The organism is Nocardiopsis sp. iso_25 (assembly GCF_056173305.1).
Window position 1 is genome coordinate 3241757 of record NZ_CM149667.1, and the last position, 21547, is coordinate 3263303.

23 protein-coding genes are annotated in these 21547 nt (G+C 72.7%); 12 read left to right on the forward strand and 11 right to left on the reverse strand.

The window, feature by feature from the left end:
* Positions 1 to 98: 98 nt before the first annotated feature.
* Positions 99 to 1112 (reverse strand): helix-turn-helix transcriptional regulator, encoded by a 1014-nt coding sequence (locus AC0VX6_RS14030; RefSeq protein ID WP_475469089.1) that lies wholly within the window; start codon positions 1110 to 1112, stop codon positions 99 to 101.
* A gap of 62 nt (positions 1113 to 1174) precedes the next feature.
* Between AC0VX6_RS14030 and AC0VX6_RS14035 the strand changes: the two genes are divergently transcribed.
* The gene (locus AC0VX6_RS14035; protein WP_475469091.1) at positions 1175 to 1768 is read left to right on the forward strand and encodes a DinB family protein; all 594 of its coding nucleotides are present in this window, start codon (positions 1175 to 1177) and stop codon (positions 1766 to 1768) included.
* Positions 1765 to 2226, forward strand: coding sequence for a VOC family protein (locus AC0VX6_RS14040; RefSeq protein WP_475469093.1), 462 nt, complete (start codon positions 1765 to 1767; stop codon positions 2224 to 2226). The genes AC0VX6_RS14035 and AC0VX6_RS14040 overlap by 4 nt, the downstream gene beginning before the upstream one ends.
* Positions 2227 to 2297: 71 nt before the next feature.
* Here the strand turns inward: AC0VX6_RS14040 and AC0VX6_RS14045 are convergent, their stop codons facing one another.
* Together AC0VX6_RS14045 and AC0VX6_RS14050 are read right to left on the reverse strand one after the other, a co-directional pair.
* Entirely contained in the window at positions 2298 to 2648 is a 351-nt protein-coding gene (locus tag AC0VX6_RS14045; RefSeq protein ID WP_475469095.1) for a type II toxin-antitoxin system HicB family antitoxin, read from the reverse strand.
* The gene (locus AC0VX6_RS14050; protein WP_475469096.1) at positions 2645 to 2902 is read right to left on the reverse strand and encodes a toxin HicA; all 258 of its coding nucleotides are present in this window, start codon (positions 2900 to 2902) and stop codon (positions 2645 to 2647) included. Before AC0VX6_RS14050 ends, AC0VX6_RS14045 begins: the two co-directional genes overlap by 4 nt.
* 226 nt (positions 2903 to 3128) lie before the next feature.
* Between AC0VX6_RS14050 and AC0VX6_RS14055 the strand changes: the two genes are divergently transcribed.
* From AC0VX6_RS14055 to AC0VX6_RS14065, 3 genes are all read left to right on the forward strand, one after another.
* Positions 3129 to 3770 carry a TetR/AcrR family transcriptional regulator gene (locus AC0VX6_RS14055; protein WP_475469098.1) on the forward strand — a complete coding sequence of 214 codons (642 nt, stop codon included), beginning with the start codon at positions 3129 to 3131 and terminating at the stop codon, positions 3768 to 3770.
* A gap of 10 nt (positions 3771 to 3780) precedes the next feature.
* Positions 3781 to 4971 carry an acyltransferase family protein gene (locus AC0VX6_RS14060; protein WP_475469100.1) on the forward strand — a complete coding sequence of 397 codons (1191 nt, stop codon included), beginning with the start codon at positions 3781 to 3783 and terminating at the stop codon, positions 4969 to 4971.
* 95 nt (positions 4972 to 5066) lie between these two features.
* Positions 5067 to 5621, forward strand: a complete 555-nt coding sequence (locus tag AC0VX6_RS14065; protein ID WP_248770448.1) for a sugar O-acetyltransferase — start codon at positions 5067 to 5069, stop codon at positions 5619 to 5621.
* Between the two features lie 224 nt (positions 5622 to 5845).
* Here the strand turns inward: AC0VX6_RS14065 and AC0VX6_RS14070 are convergent, their stop codons facing one another.
* Together AC0VX6_RS14070 and AC0VX6_RS14075 are read right to left on the reverse strand one after the other, a co-directional pair.
* Positions 5846 to 7744 (reverse strand): ABC transporter ATP-binding protein, encoded by a 1899-nt coding sequence (locus tag AC0VX6_RS14070; RefSeq protein ID WP_475469102.1) that lies wholly within the window; start codon positions 7742 to 7744, stop codon positions 5846 to 5848.
* A 201-nt stretch (positions 7745 to 7945) separates the two neighbouring features.
* Entirely contained in the window at positions 7946 to 8620 is a 675-nt protein-coding gene (locus AC0VX6_RS14075) for a TetR/AcrR family transcriptional regulator (protein ID WP_475469104.1), read from the reverse strand.
* Positions 8621 to 8767: 147 nt separating this feature from the next.
* Here AC0VX6_RS14075 and AC0VX6_RS14080 point away from each other — a divergent pair, with 147 nt between their 5' ends.
* From AC0VX6_RS14080 to AC0VX6_RS14090, 3 genes are all read left to right on the forward strand, one after another.
* Positions 8768 to 9694 (forward strand): oxidoreductase, encoded by a 927-nt coding sequence (locus tag AC0VX6_RS14080; protein WP_274977983.1) that lies wholly within the window; start codon positions 8768 to 8770, stop codon positions 9692 to 9694.
* Positions 9695 to 10143: 449 nt separating this feature from the next.
* Positions 10144 to 11088 carry a DUF3592 domain-containing protein gene (locus tag AC0VX6_RS14085; protein ID WP_475469107.1) on the forward strand — a complete coding sequence of 315 codons (945 nt, stop codon included), beginning with the start codon at positions 10144 to 10146 and terminating at the stop codon, positions 11086 to 11088.
* Positions 11089 to 11260: 172 nt separating this feature from the next.
* Positions 11261 to 11953 carry a hypothetical protein gene (locus AC0VX6_RS14090; RefSeq protein WP_475469109.1) on the forward strand — a complete coding sequence of 231 codons (693 nt, stop codon included), beginning with the start codon at positions 11261 to 11263 and terminating at the stop codon, positions 11951 to 11953.
* A gap of 66 nt (positions 11954 to 12019) precedes the next feature.
* On the opposite strand, the gene AC0VX6_RS14095 is transcribed toward AC0VX6_RS14090, so the two are convergent.
* Both AC0VX6_RS14095 and AC0VX6_RS14100 read right to left on the reverse strand, forming a co-directional pair.
* Complete coding sequence (locus AC0VX6_RS14095) at positions 12020 to 12739, reverse strand: sensor domain-containing protein (RefSeq protein ID WP_475469110.1); 720 nt, start codon at positions 12737 to 12739, stop codon at positions 12020 to 12022.
* 109 nt (positions 12740 to 12848) lie between these two features.
* Positions 12849 to 13544 (reverse strand): GAP family protein, encoded by a 696-nt coding sequence (locus tag AC0VX6_RS14100; protein ID WP_475469112.1) that lies wholly within the window; start codon positions 13542 to 13544, stop codon positions 12849 to 12851.
* 72 nt (positions 13545 to 13616) lie between these two features.
* Here AC0VX6_RS14100 and AC0VX6_RS14105 point away from each other — a divergent pair, with 72 nt between their 5' ends.
* Positions 13617 to 14246, forward strand: coding sequence for a TetR/AcrR family transcriptional regulator (locus tag AC0VX6_RS14105; protein ID WP_274977989.1), 630 nt, complete (start codon positions 13617 to 13619; stop codon positions 14244 to 14246).
* A 365-nt stretch (positions 14247 to 14611) separates the two neighbouring features.
* Here the strand turns inward: AC0VX6_RS14105 and AC0VX6_RS14110 are convergent, their stop codons facing one another.
* Positions 14612 to 15928, reverse strand: coding sequence for an RNA-guided endonuclease InsQ/TnpB family protein (locus AC0VX6_RS14110; protein WP_475469114.1), 1317 nt, complete (start codon positions 15926 to 15928; stop codon positions 14612 to 14614).
* Positions 15929 to 16125: 197 nt separating this feature from the next.
* On the opposite strand from AC0VX6_RS14110, the gene AC0VX6_RS14115 reads away from it, so the two are divergent.
* Positions 16126 to 16698 (forward strand): GNAT family N-acetyltransferase, encoded by a 573-nt coding sequence (locus AC0VX6_RS14115; protein ID WP_475469116.1) that lies wholly within the window; start codon positions 16126 to 16128, stop codon positions 16696 to 16698.
* Between the two features lie 30 nt (positions 16699 to 16728).
* On the opposite strand, the gene AC0VX6_RS14120 is transcribed toward AC0VX6_RS14115, so the two are convergent.
* The gene (locus AC0VX6_RS14120) at positions 16729 to 17136 is read right to left on the reverse strand and encodes a MarR family winged helix-turn-helix transcriptional regulator (protein WP_274977993.1); all 408 of its coding nucleotides are present in this window, start codon (positions 17134 to 17136) and stop codon (positions 16729 to 16731) included.
* A 120-nt stretch (positions 17137 to 17256) separates the two neighbouring features.
* Positions 17257 to 18054 (reverse strand): class I SAM-dependent methyltransferase, encoded by a 798-nt coding sequence (locus AC0VX6_RS14125; RefSeq protein WP_274977994.1) that lies wholly within the window; start codon positions 18052 to 18054, stop codon positions 17257 to 17259.
* A gap of 284 nt (positions 18055 to 18338) precedes the next feature.
* On the opposite strand from AC0VX6_RS14125, the gene AC0VX6_RS14130 reads away from it, so the two are divergent.
* Complete coding sequence (locus tag AC0VX6_RS14130) at positions 18339 to 18821, forward strand: VOC family protein (protein WP_274977995.1); 483 nt, start codon at positions 18339 to 18341, stop codon at positions 18819 to 18821.
* Between the two features lie 54 nt (positions 18822 to 18875).
* Here AC0VX6_RS14130 and AC0VX6_RS14135 read toward each other — a convergent pair whose 3' ends face one another.
* The gene (locus AC0VX6_RS14135) at positions 18876 to 19631 is read right to left on the reverse strand and encodes an SAM-dependent methyltransferase (protein ID WP_475469118.1); all 756 of its coding nucleotides are present in this window, start codon (positions 19629 to 19631) and stop codon (positions 18876 to 18878) included.
* A gap of 386 nt (positions 19632 to 20017) precedes the next feature.
* Between AC0VX6_RS14135 and AC0VX6_RS14140 the strand changes: the two genes are divergently transcribed.
* The gene (locus AC0VX6_RS14140; RefSeq protein ID WP_475469120.1) at positions 20018 to 21487 is read left to right on the forward strand and encodes an MFS transporter; all 1470 of its coding nucleotides are present in this window, start codon (positions 20018 to 20020) and stop codon (positions 21485 to 21487) included.
* The last annotated feature ends 60 nt before the right edge of the window (positions 21488 to 21547 follow it).

Below are 21547 nucleotides of genomic sequence, written 5' to 3' on the forward strand. Positions count from 1 at the left end.
GGCTTCCTCCCCTTTTCGGCTCGGCCGGGGCAGGCGCGGCCTGCTGCGCCGCCCCGGGACGCGCGGGGGCACGGGCCGTACCCCTCGCGGGCGACCGCTCAGGGCCCGGGTTCCTCGCGGTCCGGCTCGGCCGGGGCCGCCGCACCGGCCGACAGCAGCCTTCGCGCCAGCACGCGGCAGCGTCCCGCCAGCTCCGGCGGGTCGAGCACCTCGAACTCGTGGCCCAACAGGAGCACGTGCATGAGCACGAAGTCGAGGTCGTGACCGCCGCTGACCACCTCGCAGCGCCCGTCGCCCCGCTCTCGCACGACCGCCGCCGACGCGGGGATCTGCGCGCGCACCGTCTCGGCCGACGCATACACGAGGAAGCGCGCCTGGCGCGGGTAGACCCGGCTGGCCACGCCCTCCTGCACGTACGCCGCCGCGTCGGGGGCCGCGCGGGAGCGGAAACGCCAGGTCCGCGCGACCACATCGGTCATCCGGTCCACGCGGAAGCTGCGCCAGTCGTCGCGGTCCAGGTCGTAGGCGAGCAGGTACCAGCGCCGCTCGGAGGCGACCAGGCGGCGGGGCTCGACCCGCCGCCGTCGCACCCCGCTCCCGGACGGGTAGTCGAAACCGGCCTCGACCTCGTCGCGGCAGGCCCGGGCCAGCGTCATGAGCACCTCGGGATCGACCGGCGTGCGGCCCGAGTCGAAGGACTCCACCGAACCGGAGAGCGCGCGCACCTCGTTGCGCAACCGGATGGGCAGCACCCGGTCGAGCTTGGTCAGCGCCCGCAGCGCGGCGTCGCCCGCGCCGCCTTCCACACCGTCCGCGCCGCCCGCTCCGGCGAGCAGCGAGACCACGGTGGCGATCGCCTCCTCGTCGTCCAGCAGCAGCGGCGGCAGGTCCTTGCCCGGGCCGAGCTGGTAGCCGCCGCCGACGCCCTGGCTGGCGTGCACCGGATAGCCGAGCGCGCGCAGGCGGTCGACGTCGCGCCGCACCGTGCGCGGCGTGACCCCGAGCCGGTCGGCGAGTTCGGGACCCGTCCACACCCGGCGCCGCTGCAGCAGCCCGAGCAGGGTGAGCACCCGTTCCGTCGTGCCGCGTTCGTCGCCGCCTGCCGTGTCCATGCGGTCCACCCTGCCAGAGATAGCGGACCGATCCTGTCCGCCAGAGGTGCCAGGGTCGCCCCATGAGCACAGCAGAACCCGATTGGAACCAGACCCTGCGCGAGCAGTGGGAGTTCCACTGGAACCACCACATCCGGCCCCGCTTCGAGGGCCTCACCGACGACGAGTACTTCTGGTCGCCGGTACCGGACTCCCGCTCCTGGAGCGTGCGGCCGCGCGGTGGCTCGACGGCGCCCATGCGGGGCGGTTCGGGGGACTTCACGATCGACTTCGCCTTCCCGGAGCCCGACCCCGCACCCTTCACCACGATCGCCTGGCGGCTCGGCCACGTCATCGTCGGCGTGCTCGCCATGCGCAACGCGTCGCACTTCGGGGCACCGGCGGCCTCGTACGAGACGTGGGAGTACGCCGGGAGCGCGTCCGACGCGCTCGACCAGCTCGAAACCCAGGTCGACGTGTGGCTGGCCGGGGTGCGGGGCCTGGACGCGGCCGCGCTGCGGACCCCGGTCGGTGACAAGGAGCCCTACCCCGAGGCACCCATGGCGGACCTGGTGCTGCACATCCACCGCGAGCTGATCCATCATCTGTCCGAGGTCTGCCTGCTGCGCGACCTCTACCTGCACACGGCGGCAGCCGCGAACGGAGCGAACCGATGAGTCTCGACGTCCAGATCACCTTCGACGCGCACGACCCGCGGGCGCTGTCGTCCTTCTGGCGCGACGTGCTGGGCTACGTCCACCCCGGTCCGCCCGGCATCGACCTGCCCGGGGGCGCCGATCCCCTGGCTGCGTGGGACGCCTTCCTGGAGCGGGTGGGCGTGCCCGAGGACCAGCGCAACACGAGGTCGGCCGTCGAGGACCCCGAGGGGCGCGGCCCCCGGCTGTTCTTCCAGCGGGTGCCGGAGGACAAGGTGGTCAAGAACCGCCTCCACCTCGACGTGCGCGTGGCGCCCGGGCTGCTGAGGGAGGAGCGGATGGCGGCGCTGGAGGCCGAGTGCGCGCGGCTTCTGGCGCTGGGGGCGACGCGGGTGCGCCGCCACGAGCCGGAGCCGCCCATGGAGACCGGCTTCATCGTGATGGCCGACCCCGAGGGCAACGAGTTCTGCCTGGACTGAGGTCCTGCGGCCGTGGTCCTGGTGCCCGTGTCCCTCCGGGAGCGCGGGCACCGTCGTTCGTCCCGGCGGTGTTATCCGCACGCCGCACGGGAGGAGTCCCCGAGGCGCGCGGCGGCAAGCCGGTTGAGGGACACGTGCTGTTCGGCCGCTTCGAGCGCGAGCTGGCGATGAAGCTCGGGCGGTACCCGGACCACGAACCTGCCCGAGTACGGCCGGTCCGCGATCGCCCTCGGCGGTTCCTCCCCGTCCGAGGAGAGCATGTCCTCAACGACTTCCAAGGCCAGCCGCTGGATGCCCTCGAAGGCCTCGTTGCGTCCGGGAGCGAGCCAGGACAGGGACGGTAGTTCGGCGACGGTGCCGACGTAGCACTCGTCCTCGGCCGACCAGCGGACTCGGTAGGCGTAGTGGTCTGCGACGTTCACGGTCGCCCCTCCTGCTCTCCCAGTTTGTCGATCGCGGCGAGGACCTGCTTCACCTGGTAGGCCTTCGCCCTTCCGTGGTCGTTCTGGATGTTCACGCGCGGATCCCCTGGCCAGGGCATCTTGTACACCTGATGCGAGGTACCGCACTGACGCGGATCACCGAAGTGGTGCCTGCATACCCGCTCCAGGTCGACGAAGCGCACCGCCGAAGGGTTGGCGCGCATAGCTTCCAGTGCTTTTTCCAAGCGTCCCATGATCGTCTTAGTATCACTAATGATACTAGCCAAAAGGGAAAACGCCAGATCTCACCTCCAAAAATCCGGTGCGCCGAAGGATGGTCTCAGCCGAGTCCGCTCGTCCTGGCCGAATGCCCGAAGGAGTGAGAGCCGGGGACGGGCCCCGGGACGGGTGGGTGGCCGCCAGGGGTCGGGTCAGGGGCATCCCCGATAGCTTCCTGGCCGTGCGTGCTAGATTCTGGCCATGCGGTCAAAAAATGAACCAGGCGGACAGAAACGGTCCTTCATCGAGGAGGCCCGCAGGGCGCAGATCATCACGGCGGCGGTCGAGACCATCGCCGAGGTGGGCTATCCCAACGCCTCCCTGGCGCGGATCGCGCGCACGGCCGGGATCAGCAAGGGCGTGATCTCCTACCACTTCGCCGGAAAGGACGAGCTCATGGACCAGGTGGTGACCGACGTCTACACCGAGATCGCCGAGTCCGTCTTTCCCGCGATCCTGGAGCAGACCAACACCGCCGACATGCTGCGCACCCACGTGCGCGGCGTGGCCGAGTACGCGCTGTCCCACCCCGAGCGCATGGCCGCGCTGGGGCAGATCTTCACCCACGCACGCAAGGCGGACGGCACCCCGCGCTACGGGGCGGCGGAGGCCGACGTCCTCTACGAGTCCCTGGAGAACCTGTACCGGTCCGGCCAGGAGAGCGGCGAGTTCCGCGACTTCGACGTGCGGGTGATGGCGGTGACCCAGCAGACGGCGATCGACGCGATGTTCGCCTACTGGAGCGCCCACCCCGGCCACGACCTCATGGCACACGCCCGCGAGCTGGGCGAACTGCTCGTGCGCGCCACCCGCGCCGACCGCCCCCCACCCCCGAACGACTGACGAGGACACCATGACGCAGCACGCCGGCCCACCGCTCCTCCCGGACCCCGCGCCGCCCGCGCGCGGACGCCTGCACCACGTCGACAACCTGCGGGGCGCGCTGACCGTGCTGGTCGTCCTGCACCACGTCGCGCTCACCTACGGCAACATCCCGGTGTGGTTCTACCTCGAACCGGCCCAGGATCCCTCCGGCGGCCTGCTGGACCTGCTCGTCTTCCTCAACCAGACCTACTTCATGGGACTGTTCTTCCTGCTCGCGGGCTACTTCGTGCCGGGAGCGGCCGACCGCCGGGGCGGGCGCGGGTTGGTCCGCGAGCGCCTGGTGCGCCTGGGCGCGCCCTTCCTGCTGTTCGTGCTGCTGGTCCGCCCGTTCCTGGTGATCCCCAACTACGGGCCCGCCGTCGAGGTGTTCGCGGCCGAGGGCGGCGAGCTGCCGTTCTGGCTGTTCCTGATCATGACCTACGACCCCGGGCCCATGTGGTTCGTGGAGGTCCTGCTGGTCATGACCCTGGCCTACGTGGCCGTGCGGAGTCTGCGCGAGCGCCGCGTCCGGCAGGCGGGCGCAGAGGTAGAGCTCCCTGCCCGGCCCGCCGACACCGCTCCGCTGCGCTGGGCGGTGCCCGTCGCGGCCCTCACCCTGGGCCTGGCCCTGGTCACCTTCGCCTGGCGCTACCTGGCCCCGGCCCCGTACTGGCCGATCTTGGGGCTGCCCAGCCCCGGCTTCCTGCCCCAGTACGTCACCCTGTTCGTCCTGGGTGTGCTGGCCTACCGGGGCAACTGGCTGACCCGGCTGCCCGGCGCCGCCGGGTGGTGGGGCGCGGCCCTGGCCCTGGCGGGTCTGGCGGCGGGGGCGGCGGTCACGATCCTGTCGGGCGAGATCACGCCCGCGTCGGGCACCTGGCAGGCGCTGGCGCAGATCACGTCCGAGTCGGTCCTGGCCACGGGCGCGGTGCTCACGCTGCTGGTGGTCTTCCGGCGCTTCGCCAGCGGGAGCAACCGCCTCACGCGCTGGCTGTCCGACAACGCCTTCGCCGTGTACGTCCTGCACCCGCTGGTGCTGGTGGGGTTGGGGGTGGCCCTGAGCGGTTGGGAGGCCAGCGCGCTCGTGAAGTTCCTCGGCATGGGAGCGCTCGCGGTTCCGGCCTGCTGGGCGCTGGCCACCGCCGTGCGGGCGGTTCCCGGAGCGCGTCGGATCCTGTGAGGGGCCGGTCGGGGCCCGTCTCCGCGAAAGCCGGAGACGGGCCCCGACCCGCGCGCGCCGGGCTAGGGTCGGAACGCGACCGACACGAAGGGACCGTGGTGACCAGCCAGAAGGAACGCATGCTCGCCGGTGAGCTCTACCAGGCGGACGACCCCGACCTCCAGGCCGACCTCATCCGGGCGGAGAGGCGTGCGGCGGCGTTCAACAACGCCTCCGTGGACGACCCGGACCGCCGAAAGCTCCTGGCCGACCTGGTGGGCGAGCTGGGCGAGGACGCCTGGGTCCGGCCCCCGCTGCGGGTGGACTACGGCTCCATGATCACCATCGGCGCGCGCACGTTCGTCAACTGCGGCGCGGTGATGCTGGACGTGGCCCCGATCAGCATCGGCGCGGACGTGCAGATCGGCCCCAACGTCCAGCTGCTCACCCCCACCCACCCCGTGGACCCCGAGCAGCGGCGCGACAAGTGGGAGGCGGCCGAGCCGATCACCATCGGCGACAACGTGTGGCTGGGCGGCGGGGTCATCGTCTGCCCGGGTGTGACGATCGGGGAGAACACCGTGGTGGGCGCCGGGGCGGTGGTCGTGCGCGACCTGCCCGCCAACGTGGTGGCCGTCGGCAACCCGGCCCGCGTGGTGCGCCACATCTGACCCGCCCCGGCCCCGGGGAGGGTTCCGACCTTCCTCGGGGGCCGTGGCGGCGCCGTACGCACCGCCCGGTCGGCACGCCCCCGCGTGCCGACCGGGCACGGAGAACCGTCCCCCGGTGTGGCGCCACCGGGGGACGGGGTCTGTGGCGGCGGAAGCGGCCCCCTTCGAGGACGCCCGCCCGAAGACGGGGGAAGGCTCCGTCCGGGCCTTCCCCCGCAACTCCTCTAGGACACCGCGCGTCCGACCGGGACCGCCGCGGAGTCGTCGGCGGCGAACTGGGTCCGGTACAGCTCGGCGTAGCGGCCGCCGCGGGCCAGCAGTTCGGCGTGGGTGCCGCGCTCCACGATCCGTCCGGCCTCCACGACCAGGATGGCGTCGGCGGCGCGGACGGTGGAGAGCCGGTGGGCGATGACCAGCGCGGTCCGACCCTCCAGCGCCTCGGCCAGGGCGGCCTGCACCGCGGCCTCGGAGGTGGAGTCCAGGGCCGAGGTGGCCTCGTCGAGGATGACCACCTCGGGTCCGGCCACCAGCAGGCGGGCGATGGTCAGGCGCTGGCGCTCACCGCCGGAGAAGCGGTACCCGCGCTCGCCGACCACGGTGTCCAGTCCGTCGGGCAGGGCGGCGACGAGCTGGTCCAGGCGGGCGCGGCGCAGCGCGTCCCACAGCTCCTCCTCCGTCGCCCCGGGCCGGGCCAGCGACAGGTTGGCGCGCACGGTCTCGTGGAACAGGTGCCCGTCCTGGGTGACCATGCCCAGGGTGGCGCGCACGGAGGCGAAGGACAGGTCGCGCACGTCCACCCCCGCCAGGCGCACGGCGCCCGAGTCCACGTCGTACAGGCGCGGGGCCAGCTGGGCGATGGTGGACTTGCCCGCGCCGGAGGAGCCCACCAGGGCGACCGTCTGCCCGGGTTCGATCCGCAAGGACACCCCGTGCAGGACCTCGCGCTGCTCGGCGGTGTCCAGGACGGCGACCTCCTCCAGGGAGGCCAGCGACACCCTGTCCGCGGAGGGGTAGGCGAAGGAGACGTCGTCGAACTCCACCGACACCGGCCCGGCGGGGACCTCGCGGGCCTCCTTCTTCTCCTCCACCAGGGGCCGCAGGTCCAGGATCTCGAAGACCCGGCTGAAGCTGACCAGCGCGCTCATCACCTCCACCCGGGCGCTGGCCAGGGAGGTGAGCGGGGCGTACAGGCGGGTGAGGAGCATGCCCATGGACACCACGGTTCCCGCGTCCAGGCGGCCGGTCAGGGCGTAGAAGCCGCCCAGGCCGTAGACCAGGGCCAGGGCGAGCGCGGAGACCAGGGTCAGGGCGGTGAAGAAGACCTCCTGGACCATCGCGGTGCGCACGCCGATGTCGCGGACCCGTCCGGCGCGGCGGGCGAACTCGGCCGACTCCTCCTCGGGGCGGCCGAAGAGCTTGACCAGGGTGGCGCCCGGAGCCGAGAAGCGCTCGGTCATCTGGGTGCCCATGGCCGCGTTGTGGACGGTGCGCTCGCGCTCGATCCTGGCCAGGCGCGCGCCCATGCGGCGGGCGGGCACCACGAACAGCGGCAGCAGCACGAGCGCGAGCAGGGTGATCTGCCAGGACAGGGCGAGCATGACGGCCAGGGCCAGGGCCAGGGTGACCAGGTTGCTGAGCACCCCGGAGAGCACGTCGCTGAAGGCGCGCTGGGCGCCGATGACGTCGTTGTTGAGGCGGCTGACGAGGGCGCCGGTGCGTGTGCGGGTGAAGAAGGCGACCGGCATGCGCTGGACGTGGTCGTAGACGGTGGTGCGCAGGTCCAGGATGAGCCCCTCGCCGACGCGGGAGGAGAGCCAGCGCACCACCAGCCCCAGGGCGGCTTCGAGGACCGCGACGGCGGCGATGAGCCCGGCCAGGAACAGTACGGGTTCCAGCGGGCCGCCCTCGGTGATGGCGGTGACGACCCGTCCGGCCAGGAGCGGGGAGGCCACGGTCAGGACGGCGGTGACCACGCTCAGGGCCACGAACCAGGCGAGCTGGCGCGCGTGGGGCCGGGCGAAGGAGGCGATCCGGCGCAGGACGGGCAGTGAGAAGGGGCGCTGGTCCTCGCGGGCGTGCATGGCGTGGTACATGGAGTTATAAGCGGCCAGTTCCATACTCATGGTCGTCCACCGGATCTGTCGGAGTTGATGCCAAGAACCGTAGAACCTCAACAAATATTGAGGTCAAACTCCCGCCCGCGACCCGCCAACCGCCCGGAGGCCGCCGCGCGGGGGAGTGGGACGCCCTCGACGGACTCCTACGGCGCAGATCCCCCTCCTGCCACCGGCCAACCGCCCGGAGGCCGCTGCGCGGAGCAGAGGTCAGGAGGAGGTGCGGGCGATGGTGCCCGCGGTGAGGGTGGCCAGCATGTCCTCCAGTGCGGTGGCGAAGTCCATCTCGAACGCGGTGAGTGACGGGTCGGCCCGGTAGGCGGCGAGCATCGCCTCGGAGGGGTGGGCGTGCGTCCACACGGCCCCGATCGCCATGATCATGGCCGCGGCCAGGCGCGGGGCGTCCTCGCCCAGTTCGGGCAGGTGGCGGTCGGCCAGCACGGCGACGGCGGCGACGTTGGCCACGGCCGCGCGCTTGTAGCGGGCGGCCGCCTCGGCGGAGACGTTGTGCTCCAGCACGCCCGCCTGGGAGCTCAGCAGGTCGCACAGGACCCGGCGCCCGGCGAGGGAGCGGGCGACGGCGGCGGCGAACTGCTCCGTGCGCCGCTCCACGGGCGCCGCCCGGTCGATGCCGGCGTCGAGGAGGGCGGGCAGGTCGGCGATCCACTGCCGCCAGGCGCGGTCCAGCAGCTCCAACAGGATCGCTTCACGGGATTCGAAGTAGCGCAGCACGTTGGACTTGGCCAGCCCGACCCGGCGGCTCAGCTCGTTGAGGCTGACGCCACCGGCGGGCATCTCCTCAAGCATGGCCGCGGTGGTGTCCAGTACCGCCCTGCGCCGGATCTCGCGCTGCTCCTCACTGCGGGCGCGCTGGAAGTTCTCCATGCCCCCATATTACAAACCGCCGGTCTTTTGACATCAGACCACCGGTCTCTTAAATTGGGGCGCGCCGCACAAGACCTCCCGGGCCGGGTATCCGGTCGCCGGACGACCCGCGCACAGCACACGACGAACCAACGGAGAGGCACGGAGATGAACCACTGGACGCCTGACGACATCCCCGACCAGAGCGGCCGTACGGCGCTGATCACCGGCGGGAGCGGCGGGATCGGCCTGGAGACCGCTCGCGTCCTGGCCCGGCACGGCGCCCGCGTCATCCTGGCGGGACGCAGCCGGGACAGACTGGACCAGGCCGCCGAGACCGTGCGCACCGCCGCGCCCGGGGCCCGGACCGACACACTGGTACTCGACCTCGCCGACCTCTCCTCCGTCCGTGACGCCGCCACGCGAATCGCCGAGACCGAGACGATCGACCTGCTGTTCAACAACGCCGGCGTGATGAACCTGCCCGAGCGGCGGCTGACACGCGACGGCTTCGAGATGACGGTCGGCACCAACCACCTCGGCCACTTCGCCTTCGACGCCCGGGTCTGGCCCGCCGTACTGCGTTCCCCCGCACCTCGCGTGGTCACGGTCAGCGCCATCGCCGCGCGGTGGCGGACGGGCGGACTCGACGACCTGATGAGCGAGAAGGGCTACCGCGCCATGGGCGCCTACGCGAAGTCCAAGCGCGCCAACATCGTCTACACCCTCGAACTCGCCCGCCGGACCGCGCACAGCCCCCTCGCGGCACTCGTCGTCCATCCGGGATCAGCGATGACCGGGCTCCAGCAGCACGGCACCGGGACACTGAGCCGCATCGTCACCCCGGTCGCCGCGCGCCTGCTCATGGGATCGGCCGACGGTGCCGCCTGGCCCCTCCTGTACGCGGCCACCAGTACGCACGTCAGCTCCGGGCAGTTCATCGGCCCGGCCGGCCGCGACCAGACCTCCGGCACCCCCAAACCCGCCAGGCTTCCCACGGGAGCGGACGACACCGATGAGGCCGGGCGGCTGTGGACGGCGAGCGAACAGCTCACCGGCGTCCCCTTCGACGCCGGGACCGGAACAGCCTCCTAGACCACTGGCCAGTCGGCACGCGGGGAGCACACACCCCCGGCAGACACCCCACCCACGTAAGGAGTAGGAATGAACACCGGACTGATCCTCGGCGGAGGCGGCTGGGTCGGCATCGCCTGGGAGACCGGCGTACTCGCAGCCCTGGGCGAGCACGCGGGGTTCACCCCCTCGGCCTGCTCGGTCGCCGTCGGCACGTCGGCTGGCGCCTACGTCGCGGCGATGGCCATGGGCGGAGTCGACCTGGCCGAGCGCGTCCGCGCCGAACAGAGCGGCGCCCTGCTCACGCCGCTGGCACCGCTGCCCGAACCGACGCGCGACACCGCCGGGAGGCCGCTGCACGGGCAAACGGGGCGCCCGCGGCCGACACCCGTGCACCGGCGGCCCCTGCGGCCGGACCCGATCCCCGTACACCCCTTCTCCGGCCGTCGGCGCTCTGGTAGAACGGCCCGGTGGACCCCCAAGGACTCCTCGCGCTCCTCCTCCTGGCCCTCTTCTCCGTGTACTCGGTCTACTCCGGCTTCAAGGACCTGTCGGCGGCGCTGCGGGTCCGGCGCGACGCCCGCCTTCTGGACCGGACCGGCGTGCGCGCGCGGGGAGTCGTCACTTCGGTGCACCCTCTTACCCGGAGCCCCAACGGCCACACCGTCACCGTGGCCTTCCGCGACGCCGACGGCCGGGAGCGGGAGGCGGTCGACACCTCGGGGCTGGGCGGGTACCTCGTCCGCGAGGGCACCCCGGTCGAACTCCTGCACTCGGCCGACGACCCGCGGCTCGTCCGGGTGGAGAGCGCTGTCCTGCCCGGCCCGTCGGCCGAGCACTACCCTGTCCGCCCCGGGTGCCGCCCCGGCGGCGCGAAGGCGATCGCCGCCGCGGTCCTGACGATGCTCGCCGTGCCCGCCTTCACCGCCGTCATCGCCGCGCTGGCCCTGTCCGGCGGGGACGGCGGCGGCCTCCTCCGGTACCTGCCGTTCCTGTTCACCGTCGTCGGCCTCGGCATGCTCCTCTCCGCGACCGTGTCCGCGGTGCGCGACCGTGCGGGCGGCCGGGGCTACACCGGTGGGGCCGACGGAACCGTCACCGACTCCTGGCGTGAGGCCAGCAGGGCGACGGTGAACGGCCGCCGCGTGTACACCCACCCGTTCACCGTGCACTTCTCGGCCGGCGACGGGCGCGAGGTGCACCGGCGCTACCGCCGCTCCAGCACCTCCTACCGCCCCGTCAGGGGACAGAGCGCGCGGGTCAGGTACGACCTCAGGGCCCCGGCGCGCTTCTCCGTGCCCGAAGCCCACACGTGGGGGTGCGGGCCCGGCGCGGTCATGGTCGTCGTCGGCCTGGGCTTCGTCATCATCGGAACGTTCGTCGGCCTCATGTTCCTGCTGTCGGGTTCGCTCTAGCCGGGCGGGCGGTTCCGCGAGCCGTCCCGCCCAGAGCGGCGCGGCTCCCCGGCGCCCCGACGTGCGGTGACGACCGCCGACCGACCGCTGTCCTGGTCCGGCCACCGCCGTCGGCCGTCGACGGGTGCGGGGCGGGTAGGAACCCGACCACCCCCGCGCCGTGGAGGCCGCCATGCCGTCGATGCTGCTGATCGTGGCCGGATGCGCGCTCGCGTGCGCCTGCCTGCTGTGGGTCGTGCTCGGCTCCTACCGCACCATGGTCGGCTCCCACGAGGAGGAGCGCCTCAGGAAACGCGACGCCGTGCTCACGCATCTGGCGGTGGTGGCCGCCAGCGGCGGTGCGGGCACGACCCTGATCGTGGTCGCGGTCGCGCCACCGCAGAGCAGCGGCGCGCGGGCCCTCCTGGCGGTACTGGCCGTGTACGTCTTCGTCTGCGCCGCGTGTGCCTGGGCGACCGGGTACCTGGACGGGGTCCGCCACCGGAGACGCGTCCGCGACCTGCTGACGGTCGCGATGTGGACTGCCGTCATGGCCGTGTTCCTGGCCCTGGCCGGGGCCGTGACCGATCCGGGCGCCCGGGAGGCGGTCGGCGACGTGGCCGACGCGGTCGGCGCGGTTGTAGCGGGGGTGCTGCCCCTGGTGGCCGTGGTCGTGACGACCGTCGTGACACTCGGTTTCATGATCCTCGTCGGCGGGGAGGACCGGAGCGCTCCTCGGCGCCCCCGGGGGATGAGCAGGCAGGTGTGGAACCGGCAGCAGAGGGAGTGGCGGGAGTACAGGCGCAGGTACGGCACCGACCGCAGCGGCGGCGCGGGCTACAGCGGCGGCGGTGACGGGGGCGACGGAGGCGGCGGCGGAGACTGACCGGCGCTCCGTCCGCCGACACCCGCCCTCCGGGTCGAACAGCGGGAGTGCGCCGGGCAGCGATCCTCATACGCCCGCCGCCATGGGCGCGGTGTCCTGCCGGTGCTGCGCGGCCCGTGCGGTCTCCTCCCGGTGCGGCGCCGCGGTGTACACGCCCACGTGGGGGTCCTCGGGAGCCAGCAGCAGGGCGCGGCCGAGCGTGGCCTGTGTGCGGGCGCAGGCGCGCGCCACCAGGGGCAGGGTGAGGGCGAACAGCACTCCGGCGAGCATGTGCGCCACCGTGGTCGCCAGCACCGGGTACTCGGGCACCAGGTAGGTGCCCACGTCGGTGTAGCCGGGGATGGTGTACAGCGACCAGCCCCACAGCGGCTGGAGCAGCCCGGCCAGGGCGCCTGCCCACCAGGTGGCGGTGAGGCAGAAGCCGACCACGGCCACGGGCAGCAGCACCAGCGCGTGCAGGGCGTCCAGCCAGCTCTGCGGGCAGGCCAGCGGGGTCAGGGCCCGGCGCAGGGGGCCGACTCCGGGAGCGGGGGAGCGGTAGGGGCGGCGCGTCACCGGTCGTCGGCCCAGGTCGGCCAGGCGCACGCGTTCGACGTGGGCGAACCCGCGTGCGGCGTACAGGGCGCCCGTCATCAGGAACAGGCCCGCCATGACGACGGCGGTGCCCGCCCCGGCGGCCAGGACCGTCAGGACGACCACGAAGGCGATGAGGGCCAACGGCAGGCCCAGGAGGATGTGGCGGGTGTCGGCCAGGAGCCGGGCGACGGGGTTGCGGGTCGTGTCCATGGCCCCGAAGTTACGCCCGGCCGGGCCCGGAGTCAGGGCGGTACGGGTGCGGACCGGGGGTGGTGCTGGCTCCACCCCGCGTTGGCGCCGCCGCGTTCGGGCCCTTCGGTCACAGGGCGTCCAGGAAGGCGGTGGCCCCGTCGAGGATTCCGGAGAGCCACAGCCCGTGCCGCAGGACCAGGAAGCCGACGATGCCGATGATCCAGCCCAGGGCCTCCCGGGAACCGGACTCGATCTTGGTCCGCCAGCGCTCCATCCGGGGCCGCAGCCGCTCGCCGAAGGCGCGGTAGGCCAGGTAGAGCAGGATCGGCGGGAGCACCATGACGACGTTGTAGGCGGCGAGCAGCGGCACCCAGGCCGCGGTGGAGAGCCCGGCGGTGGTCATGATGCCGATGGCGCCGAAGTAGGGCAGCGCGGTACCGCCCTCCAGCAGGCCGGTGGCCAGGCCCAGCGCGACCATCGTGCCGGTGCGCAGCGATACGGGCCTGCGCTGCCGCCGCGGTCCGCTCGGCATGAACAGGGCGTAGGCGAGCATGCCCCCGCCCAGCACCACCATCACCCAGCCCAGGACGGGGCTGTCGGCGAGGTCGTCCAGGGCCTCGAACGCGAAGCCGAGGCCGAGCATGAGCGCGCAGCCCAGGGCGAAGTAGAAGGCGGCGACGGTGGCCAGGTAGACGAACAGGGGGCGGGCCACCGACCGCGCCCCGCTGAGTAACACGTACAGCGAGACCCCGATGGTGGCGGGGCTCAGGGTGTCCAGCAGCGCCAGTCCGGCGACCGGCAACAGCACTTCCAGGGACGGCATCGGGATCTCCCCCGCTCTCGTTTTCATACGCCTGTGTCAAATAAAATAACACAAGTGTGCTAGAAAGGGGAGATGCCCAAGATCGTCGACCACGAACAGCGCCGCCGGGAGCTGGCCGAGGCCCTGTGGCGGGTCATCGCCGAGTCCGGCCCGGCCGCCGTGTCCATCCGCTCCGTGGCCGCCGAGGCGGGCTGGTCCCCCGGAGCCCTGCGCCACTACTTCCAGACCCGCGAGGACCTGCTCGTCTTCGCCATGAACCTGTCCGAGGAGCGCGTCACCGCGCGCGTGACGGCCCTGAACGGCGCCCAGGACCCGGACACCCCGTTCCTGGACCGCATGGCCGAGTACGCCGAACAGCTCCTGCCCCTGGACGCGACCCGCCGCGCGGAGTACCGCGCCTGGGAGGCCGCCGGGCTGCTGGGGGAGTACGACCGCGACCGGGAGCAGCGCTGGAACAGCCAGCGCAGGCTCTACCGGCTCCTGATCGCCGCCCTCACCCAGCAGCCGGTGGAGGACCCCTTCCAGCCCCACCCCGACCCGTGGGTCGAGGAGTGGTCCGGGTACCTGCACACCCAGGTGGACGGGCTCGCCCTCCAGCTGATGGTCACCCCGGGCATGAAGGGCCCCGAGGGGGCGCGGCGGGAGCTGCGCGCCTTCCTGGCCCGCACCGAGGAGGCATGGCGGCGCCGCCAGGACACCTGAGCGGTCGGCGTCCGGGGGAGGACGGAGCGGCCCGCCGCACCCGGTGGGCCCCTCCGAGAGGCCCTCTCAGCCCGCCCCGGCCGCAGAAGGAGCCAACAGCCCCCTCCGCCTCCGCCGTCACCACCGCCGCCGGACCCGCCGTCGCCGCCGCCCCGGTGGCCGCCGTCCGACCCGCTGCCGCCGTAGCGGATCTCGTCCACGATGGAGACGACACAGAAGACCAACGGGTTGACTTCCTCTTCCTCGTCAACGAGGGAGATTCCGACCGCCCCTTGTCGGGGCGGTGGTGCTACGCGCCTCGCGGCCGCAACTGGTTCCTGCTTCACCGACATGGCATCCCAGAGGTCTCGGCAGGCTGGCACGGTTCACCCCGAAGGGCTAGTCCATCCGCGCGTGAGAATGTTCTGGGCCGCGTTCACGTCCGCATGAGCTGTGTGCCCGCACCTGCCGCAGCAGAACACCGATTGGCTCTCTCGGTTCTCCGCCGCGACGTATGCGCACGAGTGACAGGTCTGGGACGTGTACGCGGGATCGACCGCCACGATCCGACTCCCGGTGCGCCGAGCCGCGTTCTGACAGGCCAGCGTGAGGCCGTGCCATCCCTTGGCCAGGATCGCCCGATTCAACCCCGCCTTCTGACGCACGTTGACACCCGGCGCGTGGGTGGTGCCTTGGGCCGAGGCGGTCATGTTCTTGGTCTTGAGCTTCTCCAGCACCACGACCGCGTTCTTGGCACACAACGTATGGGCGACCTGCGCGGCAAAATCGGCGCGCCGAGCCCGCACCCGCCCGGTCAGCTTGCCCAGAGCGGCCCTGGTCCTGGCCCGGTTCGCCGACCCTTTGCGTTGGCGGCACAGGCGTCGGCGCAGACGGCGTTCACGCTCGGCCTCCTTCTGGGTCTGGAACACCTGGTCGAGCAGGTCGCCGTCGGAGGTGGCCACCGCCACCGCCACACCCCAGTCCACACCTACCGCGCTGGCGGGGCGCTCATGCGCCTCGGGGGTGGTGTGGCCGTCCTCGCACAGCAACGACACGTACCAGTGGGCCCCGTCGCGGGAGACGGTGGCTGAGCGGACTGCGCCCCGGGGCGCGCGTGACCAGCGGAAGCGCGCCCATCCCAGCTTGGGCAGCTTGATGCGCCCCCATTTGCGGCTCAGGCGTTGAATGCTCATCCGCCCACCGTCGGGGAAGCGGAAGGAGGGCTTCCACCGCACCTTGAACGTGCCGTGCTCCCGGCAGGCCCGGTCCAGGTCGCGCAGGGTCTGCTGGAGGATGTGGGAGGGGGCGGCCTTCAGCCAGGTCTCCTCGGTCTTGGCCTCGGCCAGTTCACGGGCTTGGAGGTGGTAGCCGCAGTAGGGCAGGCGTTGGCCGCGCTGCCAACGGGACACGGCCTCACGGCGCTGGTGCAGGCCGGTGTTCCACACCGCCCGACAGATATCGCCATAGACCTGACACGACTCGGCCTGCTCGTCAGTGAGCGCGAGCCGGTACCGAAATCCCGTCAGCATGATGAGAAAACACCTCCCCTCGAAGAACCAGCACACACCGTAGTCGGGCCCTACGACATTGTGGCGGGGGCGGCTCACCCCGCCCTGAAGGACGGAGTCTGCACCGCCAACGAAAACGATCACACCGATGACGACGATGGCCACCACCGCCAGAAGCATGTCGAGAACGCTCATGCCCGTATCCTCCCCGCCTACGGCGTGCGGTACCTCAGGAGCACCGCCCGGGCCGGAGCGTCAGACCAGCCAGCGCCCGTCACGCATCAGCTCGCGTCCGGACGACCCTTGCGTCCCTCTTGCCCCAGGGGTCCGTGTTCTTCGCTATGTCCGGTGGCCGATACTGGGGGTGCCAGCGGCCGGAAACAACGGGGGAGATGCGTGTGACCACCAGCAGTGAGACGACTTCGGGGCCCTGGACCGACCTGGCCTACAGGACCGCCGTCACCGATGACGTCCCCGCGCTCGTCGAGCTGGTCAACTCCTGCTACCGCGGCGACTCCTCCAAGCAGGGCTGGACCACCGAGGCCGACCTGCTCGACGGCCAGCGCGTGGACGCCGGGGGCATGGCCGAGCTGCTGTCGCGCACCAACACGATCGTGCTGGTCGCCGAGGCCCAGGGGCGGATCGTGGCCTGCTGCGAGCTCCAGCGCGGCGTCAACGGCGCCTACTTCGGCATGTTCTCGGTACGGCCCGGCATCCAGGGAGGGGGGCTGGGCAAGCGGGTCCTGGCCGAGGCGGAGGAGACCGCGGTGCGCGAGTGGGGCTGCCGCCTGATGCGGATGAAGGTGCTCAAGCAGCGTCCGGAGCTGATCGCCTGGTACGAGCGGCGCGGCTACACCAACACCGGCAAGACCGAGCCCTTTCCCTACGGTGACGCGACTTTCGGCCTGCCCAAGCGCGCGGATCTGGCCTTCGTCGAGCTCACCCGGGAACTGCTCGCCCCCTGACCGGGGCGCGGCCGGTCGGGGGCGGCCGCGTCAGCCCTGTTCGAGGTTGGCCGACATCCGCTCCAGCACGTCGACCGCGGTGCGGTACTCCTCGGCGCTGATCCCCCGCGAGATACGGCGGCGGGCCTCGTCGACCCTGGCGAAGAGGGCCTCGTGCGCGGCCTCTCCCGCCGCGCTGAGGTTCAGGGAGACCAGGCCCTCCACCCAGCCGCGCCGACGCAGCTCCTCGACCACCGGGGTGACGCTGTACTCGTCCTCGTCCAGGAACGCGGCGAGCCTGCGGTCCAGGTCGGCGATCGTGCCCGGTTCGGTGTGCAGGGAGTTGAGCACCTGCCAGTGGCGGCGCCCCAGCGACTCCGCGGCCAGGGTCCGGTCCAGGTCGTTCTCGATGAGCCGGTCCAGGTGCTTGAGCCAGTAGCCGATCGGCAGGTCGGACATGGTGCTCCTTCCAGCGGTGACTGCGCGGGCGTCCACTCTCCGAGACACGTCGAAGATAGATCGCCGCGCCGCGCACCGCCAACGACCGGCGGCGGTGTCGGCACGGGGGCTTGTCGCGAGTTAGGCCCGGCACAGGATCGCGCCGCGCGGGATCACGAACACCCCGTCGGGGTCCTGGCTCCAGGCCGTCCAGCCCGCCGATATGCGCTCCAGCTCCTCCCGGGTGGCGTGGCCCTCCGCGACCGCCTGGCGGCCCATGTCCGACTCCAGGATGCGCCGGGACCACATGCCGCCCCACCAGGCGCGGCGCTCGGGGGAGGAGTGGTTCCACACCTCGGCCACGTAGGTGACGTCCTCGAACCCGGCCTCGCGGGCCCAGGAGGCCATGCGCCGCCCCGCGTCTGGCTCGCCGCCGTTGGCGCGCGCCACACGCTGGTACAGGTCCATCCACGCGTCCAGTTCGGGCAGGCGCGGGTACCAGTACATCGCGGAGTAGTCGCTGTCGCAGGCGGCCACGACCCCGCCCGGCCTGGCCACGCGGCGCATCTCGGCCAGGGCCCGGACCGGGTCGGCCACGTGCTGGAGGACCTGGTGGGCGTGGACGACGTCGAAGGAGTCGTCGGGCAGGTCCAAGTCGTGGACGTCGCCGACCCGGAAGTCGATGTTGTCGGCCCCGGCCTCCCTCGCGCTGGCGCGGGCCAGTTCGACGGCCTCGGCCGAGGCGTCCACGGCGGTGACCCTCCCCGGGGCGACCCTGCGGGCGAGGTCGGCGGTGATGCTGCCCGGGCCGCAGCCCACGTCCAGCAGCGAGCGGCCGGGGACCATCCGGTCCAGGGCGTAGGCGGCGGAGTTCTCCGCGTCGCGCCAGCGGTAGGAGTCGGTGACCGTGGGGTGCTGGCCGTGGGTGTAGCGCGTCATCGAACGCCCTCTCGTGGGTCGCGGGCGGGAGCGAACACCTCGGACCCTACACCGACATCTCTGTAAATGAGATTCTATTCTCATCATATGAGACAAAGAAGAGAATGCCCTCTTAGGAGGGGTTCCTCCCCGGGCCACGGAGGCAACCGGCCGCGGAACGGGCGAGAGGGGCGAAACTCCTGGGAAAACCCCCGCACGGGCCGATGATTTCCGCCGCCCGGACGCGTCATCACGGGTAGGGCGGACGCGCGCAGGGCCGCGCCGCACACCGAGAGGACCAGATCATGACACGGCTGAACAAGATCACCCCCTGCCTGTGGTTCGACACCCGCGCCGAGGAGGCGGCCCGCTTCTACGTGGGCCTGTTCGACAACTCGCGCATCCTGCGGGTCCGGCACTTCGGCCCCGAGGGGCCCCGGCCCGCCGACATGGTGCTGACCGTGGACTTCGAGATCGACGGACAGCAGATCACCGCGCTCAACGGCGGCCCGGAGTTCACCTTCTCCGAGGCGGTCTCCCTCCAGGTGGTCTGCGACAGCCAGGAGGAGTCCGACCACTACTGGTCCAGGCTCAGCGAGGGGGGCGAGGAGGGCCAGTGCGGCTGGCTCAAGGACCGATACGGCTTCTCCTGGCAGGTCTTCCCGGCCGAGCTGGACGACCTGCTGGCCGACCCCGACCCCGGCCGGGCCGGACGCGCCATGCAGGCCATGCTCAAGATGGGCCGGATCGACCTGCCCGAGATCCGGCGGGCCGCGGACGCGGCCTGACCCGCGGCGGCCGTCCGCGCCGGGAGACGGCGGCGCGGACGGCCCCGTCCGGTCTCAGACCCGGGCCAGGGACAGGTAGGCGAAGCCGAGCGTCTCCCGGGTGCCGCGCAGCCAGAAGTTCCGGTACCGGTCCGCCCTGGCCCGGACCTCGTCGGCGTCGAGGGAGTCGGGGTTGCGCTCCAGCCACTCCTCCCGCCCCCGGGCGTGCCGGGACTCGAAGTCGTCCCACTCCTCCAGGGTGGCCTGCGACAGCGCCCGCAGCCGGAAGCCGTGGGAGAGGGCGAGGTCCACCAGGTCGGGCAGCGACCGGTACTGGGCGCGCGGGATGTCGGTCATGGCCTCCAGCTCCGCGGGCGTCGGCTCGCGCAGCCAGAAGCACTCACCGAACAGGAACCGGCCGCCGGGCCGGAGCAGGTCGGCGACCGCCTCCAGGGCGTTGACGGTGTGCGTCACCGGGTCGCCGCCCCACACGTGGCTGGCGCCGTTGTTGACCACCACGTCCGCGTGCGTACCGGACCAGGCGCCCACGTCGCCGACCGTGAGTTCGACGCGGTCCGCCAGGCCCCGGGCCCGGGCGTTGGCGCGCCCGTGCTCCACGGCCTCCTCACCGAGGTCGATACCGAACCCGGTGGCGGTCGGCTCGCTGGCCAGGGCACACAGCAGCAGTTCGGCCCAGCCGCAGCCGATGTCGACGATCCGCCTGCCCTCCAGGGAGTCCAGGTCCCGGATGAGCCTGGCGGCGTGGGCGTCCGAGAGCGGGCCGTTGAAGTCGGCGTCGCGGTACAGGGGCGGCAGGGGCGGTGTGGTCATCCGAACACCCTGGCGGGGGAGCCGCCGCCCGTCCACCCGTTTTCGGGGGCGCGGAGCCACCCTCCCCGTGGAGGGCTCCGGTCGGCGCGCCGGGCCCGGGCAGGGGGAGCCCCATGGCGGGGACGCGTGTCGAGCGCACCGGCCCGGGGCGGCACACGGAGCGGCCGGGTATTTCCGGTGCGCCGACCCGGCGGCAGGGTCTAGACTGCCGCGCATGATGGCAGTCGCAGTCACGGACTAGGCGGGCGTCCGCGCCCGCCGCCCGCCGCGCGCCGCGTCCCGTCCCGGGAGGACGGGCGGGGCCTGTTCGGCGTACCGCGCGGGCGGAACGGCTTCCCTTCCGTTTCCCGGCCCGCCCCGACGCGGGTCCGACCCGATCGGCCATCATGAACTCCTTCCGAACTCCCGACGCGCGCTCAGGCCGCCGGGAACACCTCACCGCTGCCCGCCGTTGGTGGGCGCTGGCGGCGGTGTCGATGCTCCAGTTCCTCATCGCCGTGGACGTCACGGTCGTCAACATCGCCCTGCCCTCCATCGGCGCCGACCTGGACGCCGGTCCGCAGGGCCTGACCTGGGTCGTCGCCGGTTACACGCTAGTCGGCGGCGGCCTGCTGCTGCTCGGCGGGCGCGTGTGCGACCTGCTGGGGCGGCGGCGCATGCTGCTCCTGGGCGCCGCCCTGTTCGGCGCGGCCTCGCTCGTCGCGGGCGCGGCGCCGGACCTGCCCTGGCTCCTGGCCGCCCGCTTCGGGCAGGGGGCCGGTGAGGCGCTGGCCTCCCCGGCGGCCATGTCGCTGATCGCGATGCTCTTCCCCGACCCCCAGGAACGCGCCAGGGCCCTCGGCGTCTGGGGCGCCATCTCCAGCTCCGGCCTGGTGGGCGGGGTGCTGCTGTCCGGCGTGATCACCGAGCTGCTGCACTGGCGGTGGATCTTCCTGGTCAACCTGCCCGTGGTCGCCGTGGTCCTGGTCGCGGTCCCGCTGCTGGTCGCGCCCGACCGCGTCCGCGGCGCGGCGCCGGGGGCCCAGGCCACGGCCGCCGGGACCGGCGCCGCACGGCGCCGTCCCGACGTGCTGGGCGGGTTGCTGCTGACGGCCGGTCCGCTGGCCCTGGTGCACGGGGTGCTCCAGGCGGCGGAGCACCCGTGGACGGAGCCGCGGGTGTACGTCCCCGTGCTCGCGGGTGTCGCGGCGACGGGGCTGTTCGTCCTGGTCGAGGCCAGGTCGCGCAACCCGCTGGTGCCGCTGTCCTTCTTCGCCGACCGCACCAGGCTGGTCGCCAACGGGGCGACGGTGCTGCTCAGCGCGGCGCTGTCGACCTCCTTCCTGCTGGTGACGCTCTACCTCCAGCACGTGCTGGGGATGAGCCCCATACAGGCGGGGCTGGCGTACGTGCCGTTCTGCGCGGCGATCCTGGTCTCGGCGACCGTGGTCGGCCGGATCATCGGCGCCCTGGGCCTGTCCGGGGCGGCGATCGCGGGCCTGCTGTCGGCCGCGGCCGGAACCGCGTGGCTGTCGCGGCTGCCGGTGGACGGCAGTCTGTGGACCGACGCTATGCCGGGCATGCTCCTGGTCGGCGTCGGCATGGGCGTCGGCCTGATCGCCCTGCAGAACGCCGCCCTGCACGGGGTGACCGAGGCCGACGCGGGGGTCGCCTCCGGCGTCCAGCGCTCGGTCGACCAGCTCGGCGGGGCCACCGGCATGGCCGTCCTCGTGGGCGCGGCGGTCGCCGCGGGGGCGTCCGGCGACGTGGCCGCCTCCGTCGAGGGCTACCGCACCGCCTTCTCCTGGGCGACCGTCGGCGTCCTGCTGGCCGCCGCCGGTGTGGCCCTGTCCGCCTGGCGGTCCGGCCGCGCCTGACCGGTGCCACCGCCCTTCCGGGGCCGCCGCGTGACAGGCGGCCCCGGAAGGGGGCACGGC